General features: G+C 74.2%; 19 protein-coding genes. 6 read left to right on the forward strand and 13 right to left on the reverse strand.

Going from position 1 to position 25,665, the window contains the following annotated elements; all coding sequences use genetic code 11:
• Positions 1–59: 59 nt before the first annotated feature.
• The 11 genes from AB0O53_RS21610 to AB0O53_RS21660 all read right to left on the reverse strand — a co-directional run bounded on the left by AB0O53_RS21610 (position 60) and on the right by AB0O53_RS21660 (position 15,162).
• Positions 60–3,035 (reverse strand): serine/threonine protein kinase, encoded by a 2,976-nt coding sequence (locus AB0O53_RS21610; protein ID WP_350995302.1) that lies wholly within the window; start codon positions 3,033–3,035, stop codon positions 60–62.
• A complete protein-coding gene (locus tag AB0O53_RS21615) occupies positions 3,032–4,324 on the reverse strand; it encodes a coiled-coil domain-containing protein (protein WP_350995424.1) in 1,293 nt (430 codons plus the stop codon). The genes AB0O53_RS21610 and AB0O53_RS21615 overlap by 4 nt, the downstream gene beginning before the upstream one ends.
• 122 nt (positions 4,325–4,446) lie before the next feature.
• On the reverse strand, positions 4,447–5,394 hold the full coding sequence (locus tag AB0O53_RS21620; protein ID WP_350995425.1) for a glutamate ABC transporter substrate-binding protein: 948 nt from the start codon (positions 5,392–5,394) through the stop codon (positions 4,447–4,449).
• A 161-nt stretch (positions 5,395–5,555) separates the two neighbouring features.
• The gene (locus AB0O53_RS21625; RefSeq protein ID WP_403139234.1) at positions 5,556–6,965 is read right to left on the reverse strand and encodes a GlnX family signal transduction membrane protein; all 1,410 of its coding nucleotides are present in this window, start codon (positions 6,963–6,965) and stop codon (positions 5,556–5,558) included.
• Between the two features lie 209 nt (positions 6,966–7,174).
• Entirely contained in the window at positions 7,175–8,173 is a 999-nt protein-coding gene (locus AB0O53_RS21630) for an N-acetylglucosamine kinase (RefSeq protein WP_350995303.1), read from the reverse strand.
• Positions 8,164–9,447, reverse strand: coding sequence for a 6-phospho-beta-glucosidase (locus tag AB0O53_RS21635; protein WP_350995305.1), 1,284 nt, complete (start codon positions 9,445–9,447; stop codon positions 8,164–8,166). The genes AB0O53_RS21630 and AB0O53_RS21635 overlap by 10 nt, the downstream gene beginning before the upstream one ends.
• A 5-nt stretch (positions 9,448–9,452) precedes the next feature.
• A complete protein-coding gene (locus AB0O53_RS21640) occupies positions 9,453–10,313 on the reverse strand; it encodes a carbohydrate ABC transporter permease (protein ID WP_350995307.1) in 861 nt (286 codons plus the stop codon).
• On the reverse strand, positions 10,310–11,254 hold the full coding sequence (locus AB0O53_RS21645) for a carbohydrate ABC transporter permease (protein ID WP_350995309.1): 945 nt from the start codon (positions 11,252–11,254) through the stop codon (positions 10,310–10,312). The genes AB0O53_RS21640 and AB0O53_RS21645 overlap by 4 nt, the downstream gene beginning before the upstream one ends.
• A 3-nt stretch (positions 11,255–11,257) precedes the next feature.
• On the reverse strand, positions 11,258–12,598 hold the full coding sequence (locus tag AB0O53_RS21650; protein ID WP_350995311.1) for an ABC transporter substrate-binding protein: 1,341 nt from the start codon (positions 12,596–12,598) through the stop codon (positions 11,258–11,260).
• 110 nt (positions 12,599–12,708) lie between these two features.
• The gene (locus AB0O53_RS21655; RefSeq protein ID WP_365197520.1) at positions 12,709–13,935 is read right to left on the reverse strand and encodes an ROK family transcriptional regulator; all 1,227 of its coding nucleotides are present in this window, start codon (positions 13,933–13,935) and stop codon (positions 12,709–12,711) included.
• 144 nt (positions 13,936–14,079) lie between these two features.
• Positions 14,080–15,162, reverse strand: coding sequence for a mechanosensitive ion channel family protein (locus tag AB0O53_RS21660; protein ID WP_350995315.1), 1,083 nt, complete (start codon positions 15,160–15,162; stop codon positions 14,080–14,082).
• Between the two features lie 287 nt (positions 15,163–15,449).
• Here AB0O53_RS21660 and AB0O53_RS21665 point away from each other — a divergent pair, with 287 nt between their 5' ends.
• The gene (locus AB0O53_RS21665) at positions 15,450–15,992 is read left to right on the forward strand and encodes an HNH endonuclease (protein ID WP_030650158.1); all 543 of its coding nucleotides are present in this window, start codon (positions 15,450–15,452) and stop codon (positions 15,990–15,992) included.
• Between the two features lie 128 nt (positions 15,993–16,120).
• On the opposite strand, the gene AB0O53_RS21670 is transcribed toward AB0O53_RS21665, so the two are convergent.
• The gene (locus AB0O53_RS21670) at positions 16,121–19,144 is read right to left on the reverse strand and encodes a beta-N-acetylglucosaminidase domain-containing protein (protein ID WP_365197523.1); all 3,024 of its coding nucleotides are present in this window, start codon (positions 19,142–19,144) and stop codon (positions 16,121–16,123) included.
• Positions 19,145–19,375: 231 nt separating this feature from the next.
• On the opposite strand from AB0O53_RS21670, the gene AB0O53_RS21675 reads away from it, so the two are divergent.
• On the forward strand, positions 19,376–21,370 hold the full coding sequence (locus tag AB0O53_RS21675) for a 4-alpha-glucanotransferase (RefSeq protein WP_365197526.1): 1,995 nt from the start codon (positions 19,376–19,378) through the stop codon (positions 21,368–21,370).
• Between the two features lie 20 nt (positions 21,371–21,390).
• Entirely contained in the window at positions 21,391–21,633 is a 243-nt protein-coding gene (locus tag AB0O53_RS21680; protein ID WP_030650150.1) for a hypothetical protein, read from the forward strand.
• A 108-nt stretch (positions 21,634–21,741) separates the two neighbouring features.
• Here AB0O53_RS21680 and AB0O53_RS21685 read toward each other — a convergent pair whose 3' ends face one another.
• Positions 21,742–22,233, reverse strand: a complete 492-nt coding sequence (locus tag AB0O53_RS21685; protein ID WP_350995322.1) for a MarR family winged helix-turn-helix transcriptional regulator — start codon at positions 22,231–22,233, stop codon at positions 21,742–21,744.
• Positions 22,234–22,340: 107 nt separating this feature from the next.
• Between AB0O53_RS21685 and AB0O53_RS21690 the strand changes: the two genes are divergently transcribed.
• Genes AB0O53_RS21690 through AB0O53_RS21700 form a run of 3 tightly spaced genes read left to right on the forward strand, consistent with a single transcriptional unit; the run spans position 22,341 to position 25,662 of the window.
• Positions 22,341–23,711: an MFS transporter gene (locus AB0O53_RS21690; RefSeq protein WP_365197529.1), complete on the forward strand. Its 1,371-nt coding sequence runs from the start codon at positions 22,341–22,343 to the stop codon at positions 23,709–23,711.
• A 48-nt stretch (positions 23,712–23,759) separates the two neighbouring features.
• Positions 23,760–24,692 carry an EamA family transporter gene (locus tag AB0O53_RS21695; protein WP_365197532.1) on the forward strand — a complete coding sequence of 311 codons (933 nt, stop codon included), beginning with the start codon at positions 23,760–23,762 and terminating at the stop codon, positions 24,690–24,692.
• A 49-nt stretch (positions 24,693–24,741) separates the two neighbouring features.
• Complete coding sequence (locus tag AB0O53_RS21700) at positions 24,742–25,662, forward strand: DMT family transporter (RefSeq protein ID WP_350995328.1); 921 nt, start codon at positions 24,742–24,744, stop codon at positions 25,660–25,662.
• Positions 25,663–25,665 lie beyond the last annotated feature (3 nt).

The raw sequence follows: 25,665 nt of genomic DNA on the forward strand, positions 1-25,665 counted from the left end.
CCCTCTTCGAGGGGTTCCGCGCAGCTGGGGCAGCCCGACAGCCGATGCATCGACATCAATCACACCCACGTCCGGGGACGGAAACGGTTGGCCCGTTCCACCAGTTCGATCCTCTCCTCGCCACGCCGTGCCAGCCGGGCGAGGACGCGGTACGAGCGCTCCAGTCCGAAGCGCAGGCCCCGCTCGTCCAGTTGACTGCCGAGCAGCGAGGTCCGGCCGGGGTCGGCACCCCGGCTACCCGACAGTACCCAGTCCAGGGCCGAGCCCAGAACCTCCGTCGCCAGCAACTCCTGCCGTTCCGGGTCCAGCCCGAACCTCCGCAGGGCCTCCACCTGGTCGGCGGCGGCCGCCAGGTCGGCCAGCAGCGGCTCTTGCGGTGACCGGTCGCGCAGACGTGCGCGTACGGCCGCCACCCGCGCGGCGGTGTAGTGGATGGACGCCTCCGGCACGGATTCCAGGGTGCGGACGGCTCCGTCCCGGTCGCCGGCGGCCAGTTGGACCCGTGCGAGCCCGAAGGCGGCGCTGACGAACCCCGGGTCGGTGATCCAGACCAGGCGGTAGTACTCGGCGGCGTTGTCCAGTTGGCCCAGCACCTCCGCGCACAGCCCCAGGGCCAGCTTCGGCGCGGGCTCGCCCGGGAAGGCGTCGTAGATCGCGTCGAAGGACAGGGCCGCTATCTCGTCGTCACCGGTGGCCAGCGAGGCGATGCCGCGGGCCCACACGACCCGCCAGTCGTCGGGGTGGCGGGCCTCCAGCTCGGCCAGGGCGTCCCCGGCCGCGGCCGGTTCGCCGAGCTCCAGCCGGGCGCGCAGCTCTCGCAGCCGCAGCTCGGCCGAGTCGGCGGGGGCCGAGGCCAGCGCGCCCAGCAGATCGGCGGGCGCGGAGGCCAGCAGGCCGGTCAGGAAGCCGGCGTTGGGGTCGGCGGCGTCCACCAGCGGCACCGGCAGCGCCAGGGCCGTGTCGCGGGCGTCGAGGGTCGTGGCGGGCCGCGGGGGCCCGGCGGGCAGCGGGGCCACGGCGACGGGTGCGGGACCCGTCGCGGTCGCGGGAGCCTGCCGTGCCCGGGGCACGGCGGCCCCCGCCACGTGCGTGGCGGTGGTCCCGAGCCCGCCCCTGCCGGGGGCCGCCCCGGTCGGGCCGCCTCCGCCGAAGGACGGGTCTCCCGCGCCGGGCGCCGACCCGGGCAGGCTCACGCCGCCGGGCGGTGTGCCGACGCCGAGCCGGGTCGGCTGCGCGGGCGCTGCGTGCCGCGGCCCCGGCGTGCCGGAGGCCGCCCCGGGTGCGCCGCCCGGCGGGGTTCCTCCGCCGAAGGCGGGCGGGTACGCGGAGGCGGCCGGGTACGCGGAGGCGGCACCCGGCGTGGGCGTGCCGCCCGGCGGGGTGTGGGCGGGGGCCGCGGCCGCGGCCCCGGGTCCGCCCGGGGCCGAAGCCGCCGGCCGGGCGGGGGCGCGGCCCAGGAGGCCGCGCAGGCCGCCGCCCCGGGGGGCGATCGGGCGGTCGCCCAGGCGGGAGACGACCGTGTCCGCCGTGTCCGTACCCGTGAACAGCCGGGTGTCCGGCACCCGCAGCTCCGGGCCGAAGAGGGTGGACAGCTGCGGCCGCGGCATGCCGGTCTGCAGCGCCACCACCTCCCGCAGCACGCCCGTCAGCTGGTCGGCCATCTCCTGCGCCGAGGCGAACCGCCGCCCCGGGTCCGGGTCGGTCGCCCGGACGAGCAGCCGGTAGAACGACTCGTACCGCCGGAACACCTCGATGTGCTCCGGATCCGGCAGCGAATCCACGAACACATTGGTGTAGCCCTGGAAGTCGAAGGTCAGGACGGCGAGCGTGCGCGCCACCGTGTACAGGTCGGAGGCGACCGACGGCCCCAGCTCCGCGACCTCCGGGGCCTGGTAGCCCACGGTGCCGTAGATGGCCGACTCCTCGTCGTCCATCCGCCGCACCGCGCCCATGTCGATCAGCTTCAGCTGGTCCTGCTGCTGGATCGCGTTGTCGACCTTGAAGTCGCAGTAGAGGAGGTTCCTGCTGTGCAGGTGACCGAGGGCCTCCAGCGCCTCGATGCCGTACGCGCACGCCTGTTCCACCGGCAGCGGGTCGCGCCGGCCGTCCGGCCGGCGCCGCTCGTTCGCGATCTCCTTCAGCGACTTGCCGCCGACGTACTCCATGACGATGTACCCGTCCAGCGAACCGGTCCGCTGGTCCAGGTGCTCCACGAAGTTGTAGATCCGCACGATGTTGGAGTGCTCGATCTCCGCGAGGAAGCGCCGCTCCGAGATCGCGGCCTCCATCGCGTCCTGGTCGCCGGTGTCGAGGAGGCCCTTGAGGACCACCCACCGGTCCGCGACCGCCCGGTCCACCGCCAGGTACACCCAGCCGAGGCCGCCGTGTGCCAGGCAGCCCGCCACCTCGTACTGGCCGCGCACCACTTCACCGGCGCGCAGCTTGGGCACGAAGGAGTACGGGTGCCCGCACTTGGTGCAGAAGCCCTCCGTCCGGCCCGGCCGGTCCCCGCGGGCCCGGCCCACCGGGGCGCCGCAGTCCGAACGCGAGCAGAAGCGCTTGCGCTCGGGCACCTCCGGGTTCTCCAGGACCGCCGCCGAGGGGTCGGGGCGCGGCACCTCCGGAACGCTGACCAGGCCCGCACCCAGCCGGCTGCGCCCCGAGGAGGAGGCCGCCGAGCCCGAACTGCGCACCGAGACCGAGCGGGTGGAAGCCTGTCCCGTCAGGGACCGCGACAGCCGCCCCGACACCGAACGGCGCGAGGAGGAGGACCGGGAGGAACGGGCCGAGGCCGAGGACCGCGCCGAACCGTGCGACCCCTGCGACCCGTGGGATCCCCGGGACCCGTTGGCCCCCAGGGAGCCGCGGGCCGCGCTGGTCATCCCCGTCGGCGGCGACACCAGCTCCTCCGCACCCGCCGCGACCGAGCCGACCGGGGCCAGCCCGCAGGTGTCGCAGTACAGCTCGCCGCCGCCCATGTCCTCGTACGTTCCCGGGCAGCCGGGGCGCACGCACGCTGCGCCGCTCGGTCTCATGCGTCCTCCGTCCCCGGCCCGTCGGGCCGCTCTTCCCGGTGCTGCTGGATCTCCTGCTCGGTCCGCTGCTGCGCCACCAGCGCTTCCGCCGCCGCCTGCTGGTAGCGCAGGACGGCCTGTTCGGCGGCCCGCAGGTCGCAGGGTGCGCTCCACAGCATCCGCCGGGCCGTGTCGTACCTCTCGACGAGCACGGGGTCCTCCGCCAGCCCGTGGCGGGCCACCTTCGCCTTGTAGGCGTCGAGACGCCCGCGCAGCTCGGCCCGTACGGCCAGCGGGGCCGTCACCGCGGTCAACGATTCACGGGCCCTGCGCAGTTCCTCCTCGGCCCGCTCCTCCAGGGACTCCAGCAGCGGCGAGAGCCGGTGCCAGCGGGCGTGGCGCCGGTGGTCGGCCGCCGCCGCGAGCTGCTCCTGCAGCACCGTCGGCGGGCCGCTGACCACGGGCACCTCGGACGCGGCGATCTTCGCCAGCACCTCGCCGCGGGCCGTCCGCGCCTCCGCCAGGGTCCGGTCGGCGCGCGAGAGCACGTCGCGCAGGCTGATCAGCCGCTGCTCGGCGTCCTGCCGTACGGCCAGCACGGCCTCGACCTCGCGGCGCACGTCCTCCAGCGCGAGCGCGGCCCGGTCGTAGCGCCCGGTGTCGGGGCGGCCGCCGCCGGGCGCGGAACTCCCGGCGGCGGACCGCCAGAAGGCCAGCGGATCCGCGATCACCCGGGCGCGCAGGTCCGTGAGCTCGGCGGTGATGTACTCCAGGTCGTCGCCCGAGGGGTGTTCGCCCGGGCGCACGCCCACCGAGTGGGCCAGCGAACGGGTGCGGTGCAGCTCGGCGGCGAGCAGGTCGATCCGGGCGGGCAGCGCCGACCAGACGGCGTCGGCCGCCACCACCACGTCCAGCGAACGCGCGTAGAGGTCGTTCATCCGGGCCACGAGCTCGGCGAGGGAGAGCCGCTCGGCCAGCGCGGCGCCCTCGGTGGCGGCCCCGGCGATCAGCACCCCCGGCCCGCGCAGGCGCTCGGTCAGCTCGATCAGGTCGTCGCGGCCCGGCCAGCGGCGCCGCTCACGGATCTCGCGGGCGGCGGCCAGCGCCCCGCTGTAGGCGTCGAAGTACGTCCACAGCCGGGTGATGTCCGCGTCGGTCCCCGCCCACCGCTCCTTGGTGAGCCCGGCCAGCTCGGCGCCCTCCAGCAGCCGGCGCCCGGCGTGGTCCTGGAGGGCGAGCAGCGAGGTCTCGACGGCCTCGTGCTCGGCGCCCAGCCTGGTCAGGGCGCGGTCGACGCCGTCCCGGTCCATCACTGCAGACCCCGCCTCCACCGACTGTGCCTCCGCTTCCGCCGCCGCCTCCGAGTTCGCTCCCGTGTCCGCCTCCGTGTCCGACCCCGTGCCCGGTCCCGTGCCCGAAATCGCCACCGGCCTCATCCGTCCCGGTACTTGGGCGCGGGCGGCCCGGTCACGCCGGGCAGCACGGGCTGGAGGTGCTTGAGGTACGCCTTCATCCACGGGCTGTCATTGCCGCCCGCGCGGTAGTTCTCCAGCACCTTGTTGACCCGGCGGACCAGGTCGGGGGCGTCCTTGTTCATCGCGACCCCGTAGAACTCGCGGGTGAAGGGCGAGCCCACCAGCCGCACCGAGGGGTCCTGCGCCGCCTGGCCGGCGGCGAGGGCGTTGTCCGTGATGATGCCGTCGACCTCGGCCAGCTGGAGCCGGACCAGGCAGTCGAGCTGGTTGGCCACGGTGACCGGTGCCGCGCCGTAGGACTGCGCCTTGAGCGCGCTCTCGGCGGTGGAACCGGCCGCGACGCAGATCCGCTTGTCCTTCAGCGAGGCGTCGTACCCGGTGATCGGCGAGCCCTTGGGTGCCAGCACCTGCTGCCCGGCCTCGAAGTAGGCCGTCGAGAAGGCGACGTCCTCCAGCCGCTTGCAGTTGATGGTCATGGTCCGCACGACGATGTCGACGCGGCCCTCCTGGAGGGCGGGGATGCGCTGGCTCGTCGGGATGGCCCGGTAGATGACCGCGTTCTCGTCGCCCAGGATGTCCTTGGCGATGGCCTTGACCAGGTCGATGTCGAAGCCGTCGAGGCGGCCGCCCTCCGCGGTCTGGTTGCGGTACCCCCAGCGGAAGCTGTTCTGGTCCACGCCCGCGACGAGCTTGCCCGCCGCCCTGATCCGCGCGATGGCCGCCCCGTCCACGTCGGAGGGGCGCAGGCTGGCCTCGGGGTCCTGGCAGGTGTCCGAGAGGACCCAGGGCGCCGCCGGGGCCGCCGGGGCGGGCCCGTGGGCGGGCACACCGGGTGTGGTGTCCGGCGTCGCGTGGGCCAGCGGCAGCAGCACCACCGCGGCCGTCACGGCGCAGGCGACGGCCATCGCGCTCACGCCGCCCCAGCCGCGCAGCCGGCGCGCTGCCCGCCGGACCCCGGAGACCGGGCCCGGGACACGGGTGCGGACCTCGTGCTCCGGGTGCTGCTCGTGCTCCCGGTACTCCTCGTGGCCCTCGGCGGCCCGCCTCGCCCGTATCCGCATCGCTCTCACCTGTACTCCGAAAGCCTGCGCCCGATACCGAGCAGGGCCGCTGTCGCGCCGATGACCACCAGTACCGCCGAGCCCGTCACCAGACCGCCCAGCGCGCCCAGACCGTCCTGGGCGGCGCGGGTGAACTCCCGCTGCTCGTGGGCGACGGCCTGTTCCAGGGAGGCGTCCACCGTGTCGAAGGCGGCGCCGCTGCTCTCCTTGTGCTGCGCGTCCCCGACCACCTGGGGCAGCGCGGCCTCGTAGTCGCCCTTCAAGTCCGCCTCCCGGGCCGCCGTGTGCCGCTGCTTCCACTGCCCGACGCCGTCCACGGCCCGGCTCACGGGCGTACGCCCCTCTTCGTCGTCGGCCAGCCGCAGCGCGGTCGCGAGCCCCGTGTCCAGCTGCTTCATGTTGTTCGTGAAGTCCACGTCGTACTTGTCGGACTTCTTGTCCTCGGCCAGTACGGCGCCCCGCGCGATCAGGGTCAGGTTCTCACTCGCCCGGGCCTGGAGGGAGGCGATCCGCGCGTCGTTGAGGACCTTCATCGACTCCTGCCCGTCCGTGCGGGCCTCACTCAGCGAGGAACGCGCCACGGTGTGGCCGACGGACAGCCAGAGCAGCACCACCACGGAGGCGGCGGTCGCGGCGACCAGGCCGTGGTTGAAGACCCGGTTCGTGTGGCGGTAGTTGCGCCGCTGCGCCCACACCAGGGCGGCCACGGCGAGCACGCCGAGCCCCAGCGAACCCAGCGGCCAGGACCGGGCGTCGTCGTCGTCGGTGTGCAGCCGGCGGGTCTCCGCCTCGTACAGCCGCTGCGCGGCGGGCAGCAGCTGGGTGGTCATCTGTTCGTTGGCGTAGCGCAGGTACGCGCCGCCCAGCGGCAGGCCCTGCCGGTTGGTGGCCCGGGCCTGCTCGATCAGTCCGGTGTACCGCGGCAGCTGTTCGCTCAGCAGGGTGATCTGCTCGCGGGACTCCTTGCTGCCGCCGGTGTTGGCGGCGGCGCTCACCAGCAGGCGGGAGGCGTTGGCGATGTCCTTCTCGTAGCGCTGGCGGACCTCGCGCGGCTCCTGCGCACCGAGGAGGAAGCCGCTGGAGGAGGTGGTGTCGGCGTCCGCGAGGGAGCGGTAGATGCTGGCCGCGTCGGCGCTCAGCGGCTGGCTGCGGCCCACCACGTCGTCGGCGGCGGTGACCCGGTCGGAGATCTCCCACACGCTGACCGCGCCGAACAGCACGATCAGGGCGGCCAGTACCGCGCCGATGATCCGCAGCCGGCCCGGTTCGGTGGTGGCCGCCTCGCGCAGCCGCTGCACTCCCTCGGACCAGGCGGTGCGGCGCCCCGGGGGCCCGTCGGGCCGCGACGCCGGCGCGCCGGAGGGCGGCGCGGAGGCACCACCCCCGGGCGCGGGCGCGCGTGATGTGATCGCCACCGTGACCTCCCCCTCGGTCCTGTCGTCCCCCAGCCGGCGCAGGGGGATCCCCCTGCGCAGCAGCAGTATGGCCGTAGTGCCGGTGGACCACAGCACCCGGTGCTGGATCCGGGGCGATCCGCCCCCGCGGGTGCCTTTCGTCACCCCTTCACCGTCAATACGTCCTTACGGCCGTAACGGTTCCAGACCGGGCGCCTTCCCGGGCGGGTTCACCCGAAATGGGCACGGAGTTTTCCGTGGGCCCGCGCCGGGGCCCCGAGCGCGTCCAGGCCCAGCAGCGCGGCGCCCAGCACCGGAGGCGCCGTGACCACGGTGATCCGGGCGCGCGGGGCCCGTTCGGCGAGGCGAGCCGCGATCCGTTCGTCGAGCGCGGGGTGCCGGGCCGCCAGCACCCCGCCGCCCAGCACCACCGGCACCTGAGCGTCCAGCAGGCCGAGGCGGTCCAGGGCCACCACGGCCATGGCCACGACCTCGTCGGCCTGCCGGTGCACCAGCGACAGCGCCACCGGATCCCCGGCGGCGGCCACCTCGAACAGCACCGGGGTCAGTTCGTGCCGCCGGCCGGCCGGTACGTCCCCCAGGTGCACGGCCTCGATCAGCGAGGCCATCGAGTCGTGGCCGAGGCGGGCGGGCAGCGCCCGGGCCAGCTCCGTCGGCGCGCCCCGGCCGTCCTCGGCCCGGGCCGCGAACCAGAGGGCCTCCTCGGCCAGTCCGCCCCCGCCGCCCCAGTCGCCGGAGATCCGCCCGACCGCGGGGAAGCGGGCGGTCCGCCCGTCCGGGGTCATCCCGACGCAGTTGATGCCCGCCCCGCACACCACCGCGACGCCCCGCGGTTCGGCGTCCGGGGGCAGGCCGGCGCGCAGCAGCGCGAAGGTGTCGTTGTGCACCGCGGTGGCGCGCCCCCAGCCGCGGCGTTCGATCTCGTCCGCCAGCCGCCGCTCCTCCACGGGGAAGTCGGCGTTGGCGAGGCAGGCCGACACGTGCTCGGCGACGGGCCCGGACCCGCCTGCGGCGGGCACCCCCGCCGAGGCGAGGGCCTCGGCCAGCACGTCCACGGCCGCGGCCACCCCGGTGCGGGGCGGCTGGAAGCCCCCGGCCCGCCCGGTGGCCAGCACGGACCCGTCGGGGTCGATGAGCGCGACGTCCGTCTTGCTGTTGCCCGCGTCGATCGCGAGCACCGGGGGGAGGGCGACGCGGGTCACGCCCATGGCAGGTGCTCCTTGTTGTGGGCGAGCAGCCGGTCGGTCAGCCCTTCGGCCAGGTCGTACTGGCCGATCAGGGGGTGCGCGAGCAGCGCCTTGAACACCCGCTCGCGTCCGCCGCGCAGCGCCGCGTCCAGCGCGAGGTCCTCGTACGCCGTCACGTGCGCGACCAGCCCGGCGAACAGCGGGTCCAGGCGCGGCACGGGGAGCGGCACCGGACCGGAGCCGCCGGAGGCGCCGGTCGCGCGGACCCGCGCCTGGACCTCGATCACGGCGTCGTCGGGCAGGAACGGCAGCGTGCCGTTGTTGTACGTGTTGACCACCTGCACGTCCGTGCCGCCGCCGCCCAGCAGGGCGGCCGCCAGGTCAACGGCCGCCTCCGAGTAGAAGGCTCCGCCCCGCTTCGCCAGCAGCGCGGGCTTCTCGTCGAGCGCCGGATCCGCGTACAGGGCGAGCAGTTCGCGCTCCATCGCGGCGACCTCCGCGGCCCGCGAGGGCTTGGTGCCCAGCTCCCGTACGACCTCGTCGTGGGAGTAGAAGTAGCGCAGGTAGTACGAGGGGACGACGCCGAGCCGGTCCAGCACCTCCCGCGGCAGCCGCAGGTCCGACGCGACGGCCTCCCCGTGCGCGGCGAGCAGGCGGGGCAGCAGGTCCTCGCCGTCCGGGCCGCCCCGGCGCACGCCCAGCTCCCAGGTGAGGTGGTTGAGGCCGACGTGGTCGAGGTGGACGTCGGACGGGGCCAGGTCCAGCAGGGCGGCGAACTTCCGCTGGAGGCCGATGGCGACGTTGCACAGCCCGACGGCCCTGTGCCCGGCCCGCAACAGGGCCCGGGTGACGATCCCGACCGGGTTGGTGAAGTCGATGATCCAGGCGTCGGGGCTGGCCCGGCGGACCCGTTCGGCGATGTCGAGGACCACGGGGACGGTGCGCAGGGCCTTGGCGAGCCCGCCCGCGCCGGTGGTCTCCTGGCCGACGCAGCCGCATTCCAGGGGCCAGGTCTCGTCCTGGAGCCGGGCGGCCTGTCCGCCGACGCGCAGCTGGAGGAGGACGGCGTCGGCTCCGGCGACGCCCGCGTCGAGGTCGGTGGTCGTGGTGACCAGGCCGGGATGGTCCTGCCGGGCGAAGATCCGGCGGGCCAGGGCGCCGATCAGCTCCAGCCGCTCGGTGGCCGGGTCGATCAGCACCAGCTCCTCGACCGGCAGGGTGTCGCGCAGCCGCGCGAAGCCGTCGATCAGTTCGGGGGTGTAGGTGGAACCGCCGCCCACCACTGCGAGTTTCAACGTCGTCAGCCTTTCACGCCGGTCAGGGTGACTCCCTCGACGAACGCCTTCTGGGCGAAGAAGAAGAGGACGATCACCGGGGCCATGACCAGCACGGTCGCGGCCATGGTCAGGTTCCAGTTGGTGTGGTGCGCCCCCTTGAAGGACTCCAGTCCGTAACTGAGCGTCCAGGCGGCGGGGTTGTCGGAGGCGTAGATCTGCGGGCCGAAGTAGTCGTTCCAGGCGCAGAAGAACTGGAAGAGCGCGACGGCCGCGATCCCGGGCCTGGCCATCGGCACGACCACGCGCAGCAGGGTGCGGACCTCGCCGCAGCCGTCCACGCGTGCCGCGTCCAGGTACTCGTCGGGGATGGTCAGCAGGAACTGGCGGAGCAGGAAGATCGAGAAGGCGTCGCCGAAGGCCATCGGGACGATCAGCGGCCACAGGCTGCCCGACAGGTCGAGCTGCCTGGCCCAGAAGAGGTACATCGGGATGACCACCACCTGCGGCGGCAGCATCATCATCGCGACCACCAGCATCAGCGACAGGTTGCGCCCGCGGAAGCGGAACTTGGCGAGCGCGTAGGCGACGGGCACGGAGGAGACCACGGTCAACAGGGTGCCCACTCCCGCGTACAGGAGCGTGTTGCGCCACCAGGTCAGGAAGCCCGGCGTGTGCCACACCTCGGCGTAGTTGCCCCACTCCCAGGTGTCGGGCCACAGGTCGCGGGTCAGCGCCTGCCGGTCGCCCATCAGGGAGGTCAGCAGGAGGAAGACGAAGGGCAGGACGAAGAAGAGGGCGGCGGCCACGCCCAGCGAGTGCACCGCGATCCAGTGCAGTACGGCCCTTCGGCGGCGGGCGGCGCCGCCCTGCGCGTGCGTGGTCATCGTCCTGCTCCGATCAGGCCGCCACGGCGCCGCATCAGGAGTGCGGTGAAGGCCATGGAGAGGGCGAACAGGACCAGCGCCACGACGCATGCGGAACCGTAGTCGAAGCGCTGGAAGCCGAGGTTGTGGACGAGCTGGGGCAGGGTCAGGGTGGACCGGTCCGGGTAGCCCGGCTCGAACTGCTGGCCGGAACCGCCGATCACCCCGGCCGCGACCTTCCCCGCCACCAGCGGCTGGGTGTAGTACTGCATGGCCTGGATGACCCCGGTGACCACGGCGAACATGATGATCGGCGAGATGTTGGGCAGGGTGATGTGGCGCAGCCGCGCCCAGGCCCCGGCGCCGTCCAGCTCGGCGGCCTCGTACTGCTCCTTCGGTACGTCGAGCAGCGCGGCCATGAAGACGACCATCAGGTCGCCCACCCCCCACAGCGCGAGGACGGTCAGCGCGGGCTTGGACCAGTCGGCGTCGGTGAACCAGCCGGGCGCGGGCAGTCCCACCGCGCCCAGCAGGGTGTTGGCGGGGCCGGTGCCGGGGTTGAGCAGGAAGACGAAGGCCAGGGTCGCGGCGACCGGCGGCGCCAGGTAGGGCAGGTAGAAGAGGGTGCGGAAGACCCCCACTCCGGTCTTGATCTTCGTGACGAGCAGGCCGACGCCCAGGCCGAAGACCACGCGGCAGCTCACCATCACCACCACCAGCCACAGGGTGTTGCGCATCGCCGGCCAGAACAGCGGATAGTCGGTGAAGACGTAGCTCCAGTTGTCCGTGCCGTTGAAGGCGGGCGGGCGGAAGCCGTCGTACTTCGTGAAGGAGAAGTACACGGTGGACACCAGGGGGTAGGCGAAGAAGACCGAGAATCCGATCAGCCAGGGGGACATGAAGGCCGCGGGGCGCAGGGCGGACCGCAGGCGCCTCGACCGCGGGGCGGGGGCGGCGGACATCGGCTACTCCGCCTTCGCGATGTCCGTGTCGATCTGCCGGTCGACCCCGGCCAGACCGGCCGTGATGTCGGCGACCCCGCCCTTCTCGACCGTGTACGCGAAGTCCTGGAAGGTCAGCTGGTAGGTGCCGCCGTCGGCCCGGGCCGGGGTGGTGCCGGACTTCGGGTGCCGGGCGATGTCGAGGAAGGTCCGCAGCTCCGGGGTCACCTCCAGGTCCGGTGACTCCAGGGCGGCGAGCGTGGACGGCACGTTGTGGATGGCGTTGGCGAAGGCCACCACCGCCTCCGTGTCGGTGGTCATGTACTTGACCAGTTCCCAGGCGGCGTTCTGCTTCCTGCTGCCGGAGGCGATGCCGATGACCGTGCCGGAGAGGTAGCCCTTGCCGTAGTCGGCGGCCTGGTCGTCCGGGACGGGCAGCGGAGCCGTGCCGATCTCGAAGCCGACGCCGGCCTCCTTGGCCATGGGGGCCCGCCACTCGCCGTCGATCTGCATGGCCACCCGGCCGGTGTGGAAGGGGTGTTCCGCGCTCCACTCGTCGCCGAAGGTGCTGCGGAACCGCTCCAGCTTCTCGTATCCGCCGAGCGCCGCCACCAGGTCCTTCTGCGCGGTCAGCATCTTCGTGAAGGCCGGGTCCCGGGAGAGGTTGGAGCGGCCGTCGGCGTCGAAGTAGGTGGGGCTCCACTGCGCGGCGAGCCGCATGGGGGTGGTCTCGTAGCCGTGGAAGGTGGGCATCAGGCCGACCCGCTCGTATCCGTCGCCGGTGGCGTCCGCCGTGGTCAGCTTTTGCGCGACCTCGACGAACCGGCTCCAGGTCCTGGGGGGTTCGGTGATGCCGGCGGCGGCGAAGGCGGTCTTGTTGTAGACGAGGCCGTACGCGTCGTTCAGCAGCGGCAGGGTGCACTGGTTGCCCTTGAACTGCGTGTATTCCAGGAGGGTCTTGGGGAAGACCTTCGTCTTGTCGACGCCGGACTTCTGCAGGAAGGGGTTCAGGTCGGCGAAGGCGCGGGAGTTGCAGAACTTGCCGACGCTGTCCGTGGTGAACGAGGAGACCACGTCGGGGGCCTTGGCGCCGCCCGCGCGCAGCGCCTGGTTGATCTTGTCGTCGGTCATGTTGCCGGTGACCTCGACCTTGATGTTCGGGTGCGCCTTCTCGAAGCGGGCGATGCCGTCCTCGATCGCCTTGACCTCGCCCGGGGCGGACCAGCCGTGCCAGAAGGAGAGGGTGACGTCCGCCTTCGGGTCGTCGGTCGCGGAGTCGGCGGTCCGGCCCGTACAGGCCGTGGCGAGTACGGATATCGCCGCGAGGAGGGCGGCTGCGGTGGTCAGGCGTCCGGTTCTGGGCATGGCGGGGCTCGCTCTCTGCGGGAGGGAACTTCCGGTGGGGGCCTGTGCGGTGCCGGCGGAGCGTGTGGGGGGAGGAAGGGCGCCGGGCCGGGCGGGGAGGGGCGCGGGGGTCAGCGGGAGGTGTCGAAGACCTCGTCCCGGGTGGCGGCCAGCGCGCTCTCCAGCGCGCCGTGCAGGACGGGCCGCCGGAGGACCTCGCCCGGGACCAGCCGGGGGCGGGAGGGGGCCAGCTCGGCGAGCTCGGCCTCCAGCAGCTCGCGCAGCGGTTCCCCTCCCGCGGCGATCGCGGCGCCCGCCAGGACCACGATCTCCGGGTCCAGTACGGCGACCAGCGAGGCGAGACCGGTGGCCAGGGCCGTGGCGTACTCCTGGAGGAAGCGCAGGTGTGCCCCCTCGGGCGAGGCGGCGGCGCGGGCGAGCAGCGCGACGGCGGCGGCGACCTCCGGGCCGTGCGGGCCGGCGTCGGGGTGGCCCTGCGGGCGGCCGGCCGTCTCGACGCCCAGCTCCGCGGCGAGGCGCGGCAGCCCCTCCACCCCGGCCAGCTCCTGGTAGCCGCCGGAGTTCGCCCGGGTGACCTGCCGGACGAGGGGGCGGCCCGGCACGGGCAGGAAGCCGACCTCGCCGGCGCCGCCGGTCCAGCCGCGGTGCAGCCGGCCGCCGAAGACCAGCGCGGCGCCGAGCCCCTCCTCGTTCCACAGCAGGACGAAGTCCTCGTGCCCGCGGGCGGCGCCGAGGCGCTGCTCGGCGACGGCGGCGAGGTTGACGTCGTTCTCGTACTCGACGGGCATCGGCAGGGCTGCCGCCAGGTCGTCGAGGAGGGTGGGGGAGTGCCAGCCGGGGAGGTGGCTGGCGTAGCGCAGCCGGCCGGTCTGCGGGTCGAAGGCGCCGGGCGTGCCGATGACCACCCGGTGCAGGTCCGAGAGGTGCAGCCCGGCGGTCTTGACGGCCCCGCCGAGCGCCTCGGTCACCAGGTCGAGGCCCGCCGCGCCCTCCCTGTACGGGACCTCGTGGGAGGCGGTCACGGTGCCGGTCAGGTCCGCGACGGCGGCCAGGACGCGCCCCGGGGTGACGTCGAGGCCGCCGACGTACGCGGCCCGCGGGTTGATCGCGTACAGCTGGGCGCTGGGGCCGGGGCGGCCGCCGTCGGTGCCGGTGACCACGACGAGTCCGGCGGCCTCCAGGCGGGCCAGCAGCTGGGAGGCGGTGGGCTTGGACAGCCCGGTCAGGGTCCCGATGCGGGTCCGGGACAGCGGGCCGTGCGCCAGCAGGAGGTCGAGTGCGGCCCGGTCGTTCATGGCGCGCAAGAGGCTGGGCGTTCCGGGCGTGGCGGCGGGCATGCGGCGGCTCTCCCTCACCGAGGTGATCTGTTAGGTAAGTTTCCTATCACTGTTCGAGCCGTGTCAATGCCGCTGCCCCGCGGGCCGTGTCCGTGAGGACGGGCCCGCGGGGCAGCGGGAGGGGGGCGGCGGCGGACCGGGCCGCTACTTGGTGATCCGGGGGCCGGCCGGCGGCGGGATCGGGGCGGTCGCCAGGGACTGCGGGGAGGCGGGGTTCGCCAGCGCGGACGGCGCGGCGACGGAGGCCGACGGGTCCGCCGGGGCCTCTTCCTCCTCGTCCCCGGCCGGCAGGCCGCCGATGATCCGGATGCCCGCGGCGTCGAAGGCCTCCTTGATCCGCCAGCGCAGCTCCCGCTCCACCGCGAACTGCTGGCCCGGCATCGTCTTCGCGGACACCTTCACCGTCATCGAGGCGAGCAGCACCTCGTCCAGGCCCAGGACCTCCACCGGACCCCACAGCCGCTCGTCCCAGGGGGACTCCTTCGCCAGCGAGTCGGCGACCTGCTGGACCACCTCGCGGATCCGCGTCAGGTTCTCCGTGGGCCTGACCTGCACGTCCACGCCCGCGGTCGCCCAGCCCTGGCTGAGGTTGCCGATCCGCTTGATCTCGCCGTTGCGCACGTACCAGATCTCGCCGTTGTCGCCGCGCAGCTTGGTCACGCGCAGGCCGACCTCGATGACCTCGCCCGAGGCCACGCCCGCGTCGATCTTGTCGCCGACGCCGTACTGGTCCTCCATGATCATGAAGACGCCGGAGAGGAAGTCCGTCACCAGGTTGCGGGCGCCGAAACCGATGGCGACACCGGCCACACCGGCACTGGCCAGCAGCGGGGCCAGATCGATCTTCAGGGCGGCCAGGACCATCAGCGCGGCCGTGCCGAGGATCAGGAAGGACGCCACCGACCGCAGGACGGAACCGATCGCCTCCGACCGCTGGCGCCGCCGCTCGGCGTTGACCAGCAGCCCGCCGAGCGCGGTGCCCTCGACCGCCTCGGCGCTGGTGTTCATCCGGTGTATGAGCTTGGTCAGCGCCTTGCGGACCGCCGAGCGGATCACGGCCGCTATCACGACGATCAGCAGGATCCGCAGACCGATGCTCAGCCAGGTGGCCCAGTTCTGCTCGATGAAGCTGGCGGCCTCGGTGACGCTCTCCTGCGCCTCCTTGACCGAAGCGGGCGTGTCCGGGACATCGGCTGCCAGCGGCAGCAGAGCGGCGGGCCAGGGCACGACAGGAACCTCCAGATGTAGCGGTCTGCCCGTCCGGGGGTGTCCCCCCGGCCGGGGGCCGGGGGCGGGTGCGCGAGCAGACCAACCACACTAACGGGGCAATCCCTTCACCTTGGTGCCGTGTTCGAGGGAGAGACCAGACTCACCTGGGGATGACTGACTGTGGTTGAAAACACCTCGGACCCGTTACGGGCGAGTGGTGGCGCTTCGACCAGCCGTAAGGAGAGACTGGAGAGCAGATCGTCCCGGCGCGAGCCACGCGCCGCCGACGTACAAGGAGGCAGTCCGTGCCGCACGTCCTGGTCCTCAATGCGTCGTACGAGCCCCTCGGCGTCGTACCGCTCCGCCGCGCGCTCGTCCTCGTCCTGGAGAACAAGGCAGTCTCCCTGGAGGAATCCGGCGCCTATCTGCACAGCGCGACACGGGTCGTCCCCGCGCCCAGCGTGGTACGGCTCAAGCGCTTCGTGCGTGTCCCCTACCGGGGGCCCGTTCCACTCACCCGGCGCGCCCTGTTCGCGCGGGACGGCGGCCGCTGCATGTACTGCGGCGCCGTCGCCACCAGCGTCGACCACGTCATTCCGCGCAGCCGGGGCGGACAGCACGTCTGGGACAACGTCGTCGCGGCGTGCCGGCGCTGCAACCACGTCAAGGCCGACCGGCACCTGCTGGAACTGGGCTGGCGCCTGCGCCACCAGCCGGCCCCTCCCTCGGGCCTGGCCTGGCGGATCATCGGCACCGGGCACCGGGACCCCCGGTGGATGCCCTACCTCCAGCCGTACGGGGCCGATGACGCCCTGGAGCGGATCGGGATCGGCGTGGCGGCCTCCTGACGGCCCCTGCCGGGGGCTCCGCCGGATCCACACCGGGCCGCAGGCCGTCGTCAGACCTGCGGCTCGGCCTCCCGGGGCGCTGCCCCGGGAGGCCGAGCCTCAATCGCCGGCGAGGCCGGATCGCAGGGCTACGGCGTGACCGCGTAGGCCTCCGCCGACCAGAGCGAGCAGCCGTAGCGCGTCGCGCGGCGCTCGCACGTCACCCTCAGGAACCGGGTGTCCGGCGCCGGCGCGTCCAGCCGGAGCGACTCGCGGCCGCCCTTGGACGAGGTGACGGCCGCGGCCGGCCGCCAGGTCACCCCGTCCGCCGAGGTCTCCACCCGGTAGGCCGAGGGGTAGGCGTCCTGCCAGTGCAGCACCAGCCGGCCGACCCGGGCCGGGGCGGGCAGCTCCGCCTGCCACCACGCGCCGTCCACCGCCGGTGACGACCAGCGGGTGCTCGGGGAGCCGTCCACGGCCGCCGAGGCCGGGAACGAGGCGGTCTCGTTCGCCGAGGCACTCGCCCGCGCGGTGCGCAGCAGGTCCGGCCCGCCCGTACGGGGCACCGCCCGCACCGTCAGGGTGCGGGACTCCCCGTCGAAGGACACCGGGATCCGGTAGGTGCCCGGCGCGGTGTTCGCGGCGACGACGACCTCGAACGGTATCGACGCCCGGCCGCCGCGCGGGACCACCGCGGTCTGCGGGAGGCGGACCTCTATCCCGGCCGGCGGCTGCGCCGACAGCGGTCCGCGGACCTCGCCGGGGCCCAGGGCGGACAGCTGGGCCGTGACCCGCTGCGGGGCGCCGCCGATCTCGGCGTCGGTGCCGGCGCCGTCGGCCAGCTCGAAGCGGGCCCGGGGGCCGTCCCCGAACCACGGGACCACCTGGTGCACCACGGGCGCGGCCCCGGCCCAGGCCAGGCGCACCGCGTCCGCGCGCAGCCCCGCCGTGTCGATCTGGGTCCAGCCCGACGCCGCCGCGTCGCCGACCTTGCGCCAGCCCTCGCCCGGTACGTGGACCTCCACCACGGCGCCCCGCGAGCCCGAGGGGAGCGGGTCCGTCATCACCGTCACCGCCGACACCGGGCGTACGGAGTCCAGCCGGACCGTCCAGGCCTGCGCGTCCTTCGTCACCGTTCCGGTCGTGCGGGCGAGCCCGGTCCAGGCGTCCGCCTCCGCCGCCGCCTTCTCCAGGAAGGGGTCCAGGACGGCCTTGTCCACCTGGGCGGGGCCCGGCTCGGCCAGCGCACCGCGCGCCTCGGCGAGGGCCCGGGAGGCCTGCCAGGCGGCCGCCCCGTCCCCGCGGGCCTGGGCCTGCAGGACGTCCACGGCCAGTTCGCCGGCCGTTCCGTAGCGCGAGAGGCGCTCCAGCCAGGGGCCCGCCTCGTCCGACAGGGCGGTCAGCCGGGCCGGGGCCTCGCGCAGCACCGTGAAGGCCTTGCGCAGCTCGGTCCCGGCCGCCGGGTCACCCGCGGCCCGGGCCTTCCAGAACTGCTCGACCAGCGGCTTCAGGTACGCCGACTCCTCCTGCTTGAGCCCGGAGGAGGTGGTGTTCCCGGCCAGCGCCGCCACCGCCTCGCGCTCCCGCGGGTCCGAGCCCGCGAGGTCGCGCACGGCCGCCTGCCAGGACTCGCCGGCCCGGTAGCCGCGCGGGTTCCAGGCGAAGTCGGCCGCCGTGAAGAGGGGGATGCGCGACAGGATCGGCTGCTGCATCGCGTTGGACAGCAGCGCCGCCGAGCCGCCCGCCACCGCCGGTTCGCGGCCCGCGTACGGGCCGAGGAAGATGCGGCCCGGAACCCAGTCGTTGACGGGGTAGTTGTCCATGGTGATCAGGGGCTGCTGCCCCAGGGCGGAGCGCGCGCCGGCCAGTTCCCGGCCCGTGATCGTGCGCGGCACCACGCCGACGCCCGTCCAGGCCACCTCCACCCGCGCGTCCAGCCCGCGGGCCAGGGCCGTCCGGTAGGCGGTGGCGCCCTCCTGGTAGTACTCGGTCGGCAGCAGCGACAGCGCGGGCGCCCCCGGATACCGGGAGGCCAGGTGTGCGGACAGCTCGTTCGCGACCTCCGCGTGCGCCTTCGCGGCGGCCTCCGGGCCCCTGCCGTACTGCTGCACGTCCGCGCGGCAGCCCCATTCGGTGTAGCTGACGTCCTGGAACTGCACCTGGAAGGCGCGGAAGCCCAGGTCCCACATCGAGTCCAGCTTGCGTGCGAGCGCCGCCCGGTCGGCCGACGACGACAGGCACATGGACTGCCCCGGGGTGACCGCCCAGGCCAGCACCACCCGGTTGGCGCGGGCCCGTTCGGCCAGCGTGCGGAACTCCTGCTGCCGCTCCTTCGGGTAGTCCTCGCGCCAGCCCGTCGTGCGGTACTGGTCGTCGCCGGACGCGATCAGCAGCCGGTTCTGCTTGGTGCGGCCCATGAAGTCCAGCTGGGCCAGGCGCTGCTCCTCGGTCCACGGCTGGCCGTAGAAGCCCTCGGTGATGCCGCGCACCGGCGCGGCGGGCCAGTCGCGCACCAGGACGCCGGGCACCTTCCCGCTGGTCGAGGCGAGGAGCTGGCGCAGCGTCTGCGCCGCGTGGAAGAGGCCTTCCTCGCCGACGCCGGCCAGCGCCACCGTGTCCCGTCCGCCGGGCTTTCCCACGGCGAGGCGGTAGCCGCCGTTCGGCAGGTCCGTGGCCGCGGTCGCGCCCAGTGCCAGCAGGGCCTCCTGCGCGCCCGCGTCCTGGAGCCGTACGACGGTGCCCCGCGCGGGCAGCGGCTCGCCCGGCTCCGGCTCGTGCAGGGTCTTCACGCCCGCCTTGCGCAGGGCCTCGCGCACCACCCGGACGGCGTGCGGGTCGGCGTCGGCCGGTGCCACCAGCACGGCCTCCCTGCCGAGCGGCACCTCGCGCGCGGCGTCGGCGGCCATCGACTGCGGCCGGGGCCACACGGCGGGCCCCTCGGCGGCGCTGCGGGGGGTGTCCGCGCCGGGGTCGAGCACGGGTCCGACGGTGCCGTTGGCGCCGACGCCTCCGGCACCGGCCGCGCCGGACGTGCCCGGTGCGCCGGTCGTCCCGTCCGGGAGGGAGGGGCTCGCGAGGAACCCGAGCGGCGCGGAGGCCACGGCGCCGCCGAGCAGCGACCCGATCACCGCAATGGCGGCGGCGGTCGACCGTTTCCTGCCCCTGAGCTGCACAGAGCCTCCTCGTCGCGAGACGTCCCCCGCTCGTACGAATGAGCCCGAGCCCACCACCCGTGCGGCTGGAGTGTCAATGCGGGTGGGTGATCTGCCCCGGATCTGCCAGGAATGCGGCCCCTCCGAGTGGGTATGGCTGCGGTGTTCCCCGGCGGCGTCCCGCTTTTGTGCTCCACGCTTCTGACCCACCCTCATCCCCTCCTGCCCGCACGCACGAAGGAGCGCCCGTCCATGGACGACCTGGCCCGGCTCGCCGCCCTGCACGGCATCGCCACCGCCTACCAGCCCGCCCCCGACGTCACCGTCCAGGTCCCCGAGGCCACGATCAGAACCGTCCTCGGTCTGCTCGGGGTCGTCACCGACGACGCCGAGAGCATCCGGGGGTCCGCCGAGTCGGCCGCCGAGCGGGCCGCGACGCGGCTGCTGCCGCCCACGGTGGTGCTCTGGCAGGGGGAGCCCGTACCGCCGCTGCCCGCCGGACTTCCGCCGGGCAGCCGGGTCGTGGTGGTGGCGGAGGAGTCGGGCGAGGAGTTGGCCTGGGGCCCCGGACTCCCGCTCGGGGTCCACCGGATCACCGCCGAGGCCCCCGACGGGCGGACCGCCGGGGCCACCCTGGTCGTGGCCCCGGAGCGGGCCCCCGCCGCACCCGGGCGCGCCTACGGGCTGCTCGTCCAGCTCTACTCCTTCCTGTCCGAGCGCTCCTGGGGCATGGGCGACCTCGGGGACCTCGCCGAACTCGCCCGCTGGGCGGCCCGGACCCACGGCGCGGACTTCGTCCAGGTCAACCCGCTGCACGCCGCCCTGCCGGGGACACCGACCGACCCCTCCCCGTACCGGCCGTCCTCGCGCCGCTTCCCCGACCCCGTCCACCTGCGGATCGAGGACGTCCCCGAGTACGCCGACTGCCCCGAGCGCGAGGCCCTGGCCGAACTGGCCTCCCGGGGTGCGGCGCTGCGCCACGAGGTGCTGGAGAAGGGCGCGTTGATCGACCGGGACGCCGTCTGGGACCTCAAGCGGCAGGCCCTGGAGATGCTGTACGCCGTCCCCCGGACCCGCGAACGGGAGGCGGACTACCGTGCGTTCTGCGTGCAGGGCGGGCCGTCGCTGGACCTCCACGCGGGTTGGCAGGCCTCGCGCACGGGCGAGGACCCGAAGGCGCGCACCGACTTCCACCGCTGGCTGGTGTGGCTGACGGACGGCCAGCTCGCCGCCGCCCAGCGGGCCGCCCGCGAGGCCGGGATGACCGTCGGCATCGTGCACGACCTGGCCGTCGGGGTGCACCCGGGCGGTTCGGACGCCTTCGAGCCGGCGCTCCACGCCCGCTCCATCTCGGTCGGGGCCCCGCCGGACGCCTTCAACGCGCGCGGCCAGGACTGGGGGCTGCCGCCCTGGCGCCCCGACGTGCTGGCCGGCACCGGCTACGCCGCCTTCCGGTCGCTGCTGCGCGGGGTGTTCCGGTACGCGGGCGCGCTGCGCATCGACCACGTCATGGGGCTCTTCCGGCTCTGGTGGATCCCGGAGGGGACCCCGCCCGCCGAGGGCACGTACGTCGCCTACGACGGCGAGGCCATGCTGGCGGTCCTGGTCCTGGAGGCGCACCGGGCCGGCGCCCCGGTCATCGGCGAGGACCTCGGGACGGTGGAACCGCACGTGCGCCGGGAGCTGGCCCGGCGCGGGGTGCTCGGCACGTCGGTGCTGTGGTTCGAGCGGGACTGGTCGGGCGACGGCAGCCCGCTCGCCCCGCAGGCGTGGAGGGCGGACTGCCTGGCCACCGTCACCACCCACGACCTGCCGCCCACGGCCGCCAAGCTCGCGGGCGGCCACGTCGAACTGCGCGACCGGCTCGGCCTGCTGACCCGTCCGGTCGAACGGGAGCGGGCCGAGGACGCCGCCGACACCGCCGAGTGGCTGGCCCTGCTGGACGGGCTGGGCCTCGACACCAAGGGCGAGGAGGCCGCCGTGCAGGCCCTGTACGCCTTCCTGCTGCGCACCCCCGCGCGCCTGGTGGGCGTATGGCTGCCGGACGCGGTGGGGGACCGGCGGCCGCAGAACCTTCCGGGCACCTGGGACCAGTACCCCAACTGGCGGCTGCCGGTCGCCGATGCCGCGGGCCGGCCGCTGACGCTGGAGGAGCTGATGGCCTCGCCCCGGGCGAACGCGCTGCTCAGCGCGGTGCAGGCGGGAGCGGGTCCCCGTACGGCACCCCCGGGCGCGCGCGGCGTTTAGGTGTTCGCTACGTTTGCACCGTGGACAAGAAGAACGCTCTGCGCGCCGGCGCCGTCTCGGCCGGAACGACGCTGATGATGCTGCTGATGACGTCTCCCGCTCTCGCGCTGACCCGCGACGACGGCGACGACCCGGGCCCGGGCCTGAGCATCGGCGAGACGCTCGGCCTGTACGTGGCCCTGCCGATCGTGATCTTCCTGGTCATCGTGGGTCTCGTGATGGCCCTCGACAAGTCGGACAGGCCGAAGAAGAAGCAGGCCTGACCCGGTCCGGCCCCTCGGGGGCCGGAGCCGCGACCTTCCCGGGCGCCGGGGGTCCGCACCGCCGATCCGCATCGGCCGTGCGTCGACCCCCGGCGCCTCGTCATGTCCTCAGACGCCGGCCATCAGCTTGCGCAGCAGGCCGGTGAGCTGGGCGACCTCCTCGTCGGTCAGCCCGGTGAGCGCGGCGCGCTGCACCTCCAGGCCCGCGGCGACGGCCTCGTCGACGAGCGCGAGGCCCCGGTCGGTGATCGTCACCTGGAGCCCCCGCCGGTCGTGCGGATCGGGCTTGCGGCACAGCAGCCCGGCCTTCTCCAGCTTGTCCAGCCGCCCCGTCATGCCGCCCGTGGTGAGCATGAGCGTCGCCGAGAGCTGGCGGGGCGAGAGCGTGTACGGGGCACCCGAACGGCGCAGCGTGCCGACGACGTCGAACTCCCCGCGCGAGATGCCGAAACGCTGGTAGCGCTCCTCCATCGCGTCGCCCATCGCCTTGGCGATCCGGTAGATGCGCCCGAAGACGGCCATGGGGGCCGTGTCCAGCTCGGGGCGCACGGCGAACCACTGGGCCGTGATGGCGTCGACCGCGTCCTTGTCCTCACTCATGAGCGCAGTATTCCGGTTGCCTCGGATCGTTCGCAAGAAAGTTGCTTGACGGAAAGTAGCTTAGCGGTAAGCTACTTGCCAGCAACCGAATCGGGGGAGAGGCCGTCATGGCAGTGTTCAGGGGCAGGGCGTCGAAGGCCGGGGAGGCGAAGGTCGCGGGGGAGCGGTCGCTGCTCCTCGGCATCGCCATCAGCGCGATCGGGATCGGCATGTACGTCCCCTTCTCGCTCGTCTTCTTCCACCACGTCACCGGCCTCTCCTTCACCCTCGTCGGCCTGGTCCTGACGGTCACCGGCGTCGCCGGGCTGGCCTTCATGCCCCTGGCCGGCACGGCCGTCGACCGGTTCGGCGCCAAGCGGGTGAACCTGGTGCTCTACGGGATCCGGGCGCTCGGCTTCGCCCTCTACCCCTTCGCGAGCTTCCCGGCCGCCTTCGCGGCCGTCGCCCTCGTCACCGCGCTCGCCGACCGCTCCTTCTCCGTCGTGCAGCAGTCCCTGATCGGGGAGGTGGCGCGGGGCGCCGCCCGCGACCGGCTCCAGGCCTCCACCCGGGCCCTGCAGAACGCCGGGATGGGCGCGGGCGCCCTCCTGGTCTCCGGCGTGCTGGCGCTGTGGGGCACCGGCGCCTTCACCCACACCGCCTGGGCCAACTCCCTGGCCTTCGCCCTCGCCGGACTGCTCGTCGGCCGGGTCCGCCCGGTCCCGGCCGCCGCCACCGCTGCCGCTGCCGCGGCCACCGCCGGGCTGCCGGACGCCGGCTACCGCACGGTGCTGCGCGACCGCCCCTTCCTCGGGCTCACCGCCGCCAACTTCCTCACGGCGCTCGGCTACTCCGCCCTCTCCGTCCTCTTCCCGCTCTACCTCTCCACCTGGCTGGCGGCCCCCGCCTCCCTCACCGGAGCGGCCTTCACCCTCAACACCGCCCTGTGCGCGGGGATCGGCGTCCTCGTCGCGGGCCGCGTCCGCCGCTCCGGTGCCCGCCGCACCCGCTCCGCCGCCCTCGGCGCGCTGCTCTTCGCCGCCGCCTTCGCCGGACAGATCGTGCTCGGCACGCTGCGCCCCGGCCAGGCCGTGACCCTCGCCGCCCTCCTCGTCATCGTCGTCGTCTACACCCTCGGCGAACTGGTCCACAGCCCCTCCGGCGGCGCCCTGTCGGTCTCCGCCGCCCCCGAGCCGGTCCGCGGCCGCTACCTGGCCACCTACCAGCTGTCCTACTCGCTGGCCACCGCCCTCGCCCCCTCCCTCTTCACCGCCCTGCTCGCCGTGGACGGCCGCCTGCCCTGGGCCGTGCTCACCGCCGCCGCGCTCGGCGCCGCCCTGGCGCTGGTCCGGCTGGAGCGGCACCTGCCGGCCGAGGCCGTGTACGCCGAGCCCCCGGCGCCGGTCGCGGGCGCCACCCCGGCCGCGGCCGACGGCGCCCCCACCCCGGCCGAGGACGACGCCGGCCGCCGGCCGGCCACCGCCACCGCAGCGGCCTGAACCACCCCCCGGTCCCGTCTTCCTCACCCGTACGAGGAGCCACCCGCCATGAAGCGCATCGCCACCGTCGCCCTGACCGCCCTCGCCCCCATCTCCTGGGGCTCGACCTACGCCGTCGCCTCCGAACTCCTGCCGCCCGACCGGCCGCTCTTCACCGGCGTCATGCGGGCCCTGCCCGCGGGCCTGCTGCTCACCGCGCTGGCCCGCACTCTGCCCAAGGGGGCGTGGTGGTGGAAGTCCGCCGTCCTCGGCACCCTCAACATCGGCGCCTTCTTCCCGCTGCTGTTCCTCTCCGCCTACCGGCTGCCCGGCGGGGTCGCGGCCGTGCTCGGCTCCGCCGGCCCCCTCTTCGTCGTGGGCCTCGCCGCCCTCCTCCTCGGGGAGCGCGCGAGCCTGCGTACCGTACTGGCCGCCGTCGTCGCGGCGTTCGGCGTCAGCATGGTCGTCCTCAAGGCCGAGGCGGCACTGGACCTCGTCGGCGTCGTCGCCGGTGTGGTCTCCTCCGCCTCCATGGCCGCTGGCACCGTCATGACCAAGCGCTGGGGCCGGCCCGAGGGTGTCGGACCGCTCGCCGTGACCGGCTGGCAGCTCACCGCCGGCGGCCTGGTCATCATCCCGGTGGCCGCCCTCGTCGAAGGCGCCCCGCCGGCCCTCGACGGCAAGGCCCTCCTCGGCTACGGCTACATGATGCTGATCAACACCGGCATCGCCTACTGGCTCTGGTTCCGCGGCATCGGGCAGCTCAGCGCGACCTCCGTCACCCTCCTCGGACCGCTCTCCCCGCTCACCGCGGCCGTCATCGGCTGGGCCGCCCTCGGACAGGCCCTCACCCCCGTCCAGCTCGCGGGCATGGCGATCGCCTTCGGAGCCACCGTCGCCGGACAGCTGGCGGCCGCCCGCACCCCTCAATCGTTCAGTTCTGCTGAAAAGATCGATCGGAACATTTCGATGGACCTGACCGATGGCCAGGTGCGACGGTAGGTCCCTCGACATCCGACCGACCCCGAGGGGGAGACGCACAGTGGCCGTCATGGACCGCGCCCGCACCGTTTCGCACGCCGAACCCGGCAGCACCGGCAAGAAGGGTGCCGCCGGGTTCGGCGTGCTCCTCGCCCTGCTCGCGACGGTCGTCTGGTCCGGCAGCTTCGTCGCCACCCGCGGCATGGCCGAGACGGTCCCGCCCGTCCAGGCGGTCTTCTGGCGCTGGATCATCGCCCTGCTCGCCGTCGCCCCCTTCGCCGCCCGACAGGCCTGGCAGCAGCGCACCCTGATCCGGCGCCACCTGGGGTTCATCGCCCTCGCCTCGCTGTTCGGCGTCGCCCTCTACAACACGCTCGTGCACCAGGCCGGACTGACCACCTCGGCCTCCAACATGGGCATGATCATGGCCGCCTCGCCCGTGATCATGGCGCTGTACGCCCGCCTCGGCGGGGAACGCCTCGGCGCCCGCCGCACCTTCGGCATGCTGCTCGCCGCCTTCGGCGTGCTGCTGCTCGTCGGTGACGGCTCGATCGGCTTCGACTTCGGCGCCGGCGACCTGTGGATGTTCGCCGCCGCCCTCTCCTTCGCCACCTACAGCGCCCTGCTCAAGCGCAAGCCCGCCGAGCTCGGCGGACTGGCCTTCCTGATCACCACCTTCGTGCTCGGGGCGCTGATGCTGGCCCCGGCCTACGCCGTCTCCCTCCACCTCCAGGGCGGCTTCGAGACGACGGCCGCCACGGTCGGACCGCTGCTGTACGTCGGGGTGTTCTCCTCGGCCGTCGCCTTCTTCGCCTGGAACAAGGCCGTCTCCGTCATCGGGGCGGCCCGCGCGGGAGTCGTCTACTACCTCCAGCCGGTGTGCGTCGCCGGCCTGGGCCTGCTGCTCCTGGGCGAGCCGACCGGACCGGCCGAGCTGCTCTGCATGGCCCTGATCCTCGGCGGGGTCGGGCTGGGAAGTGCCCGGCGGTAGGTT

The sequence above is a fragment of the Streptomyces erythrochromogenes genome (genome assembly GCF_040684695.1).
GTDB classification, from domain to species: Bacteria; Actinomycetota; Actinomycetes; order Streptomycetales; family Streptomycetaceae; genus Streptomyces; species Streptomyces erythrochromogenes_C.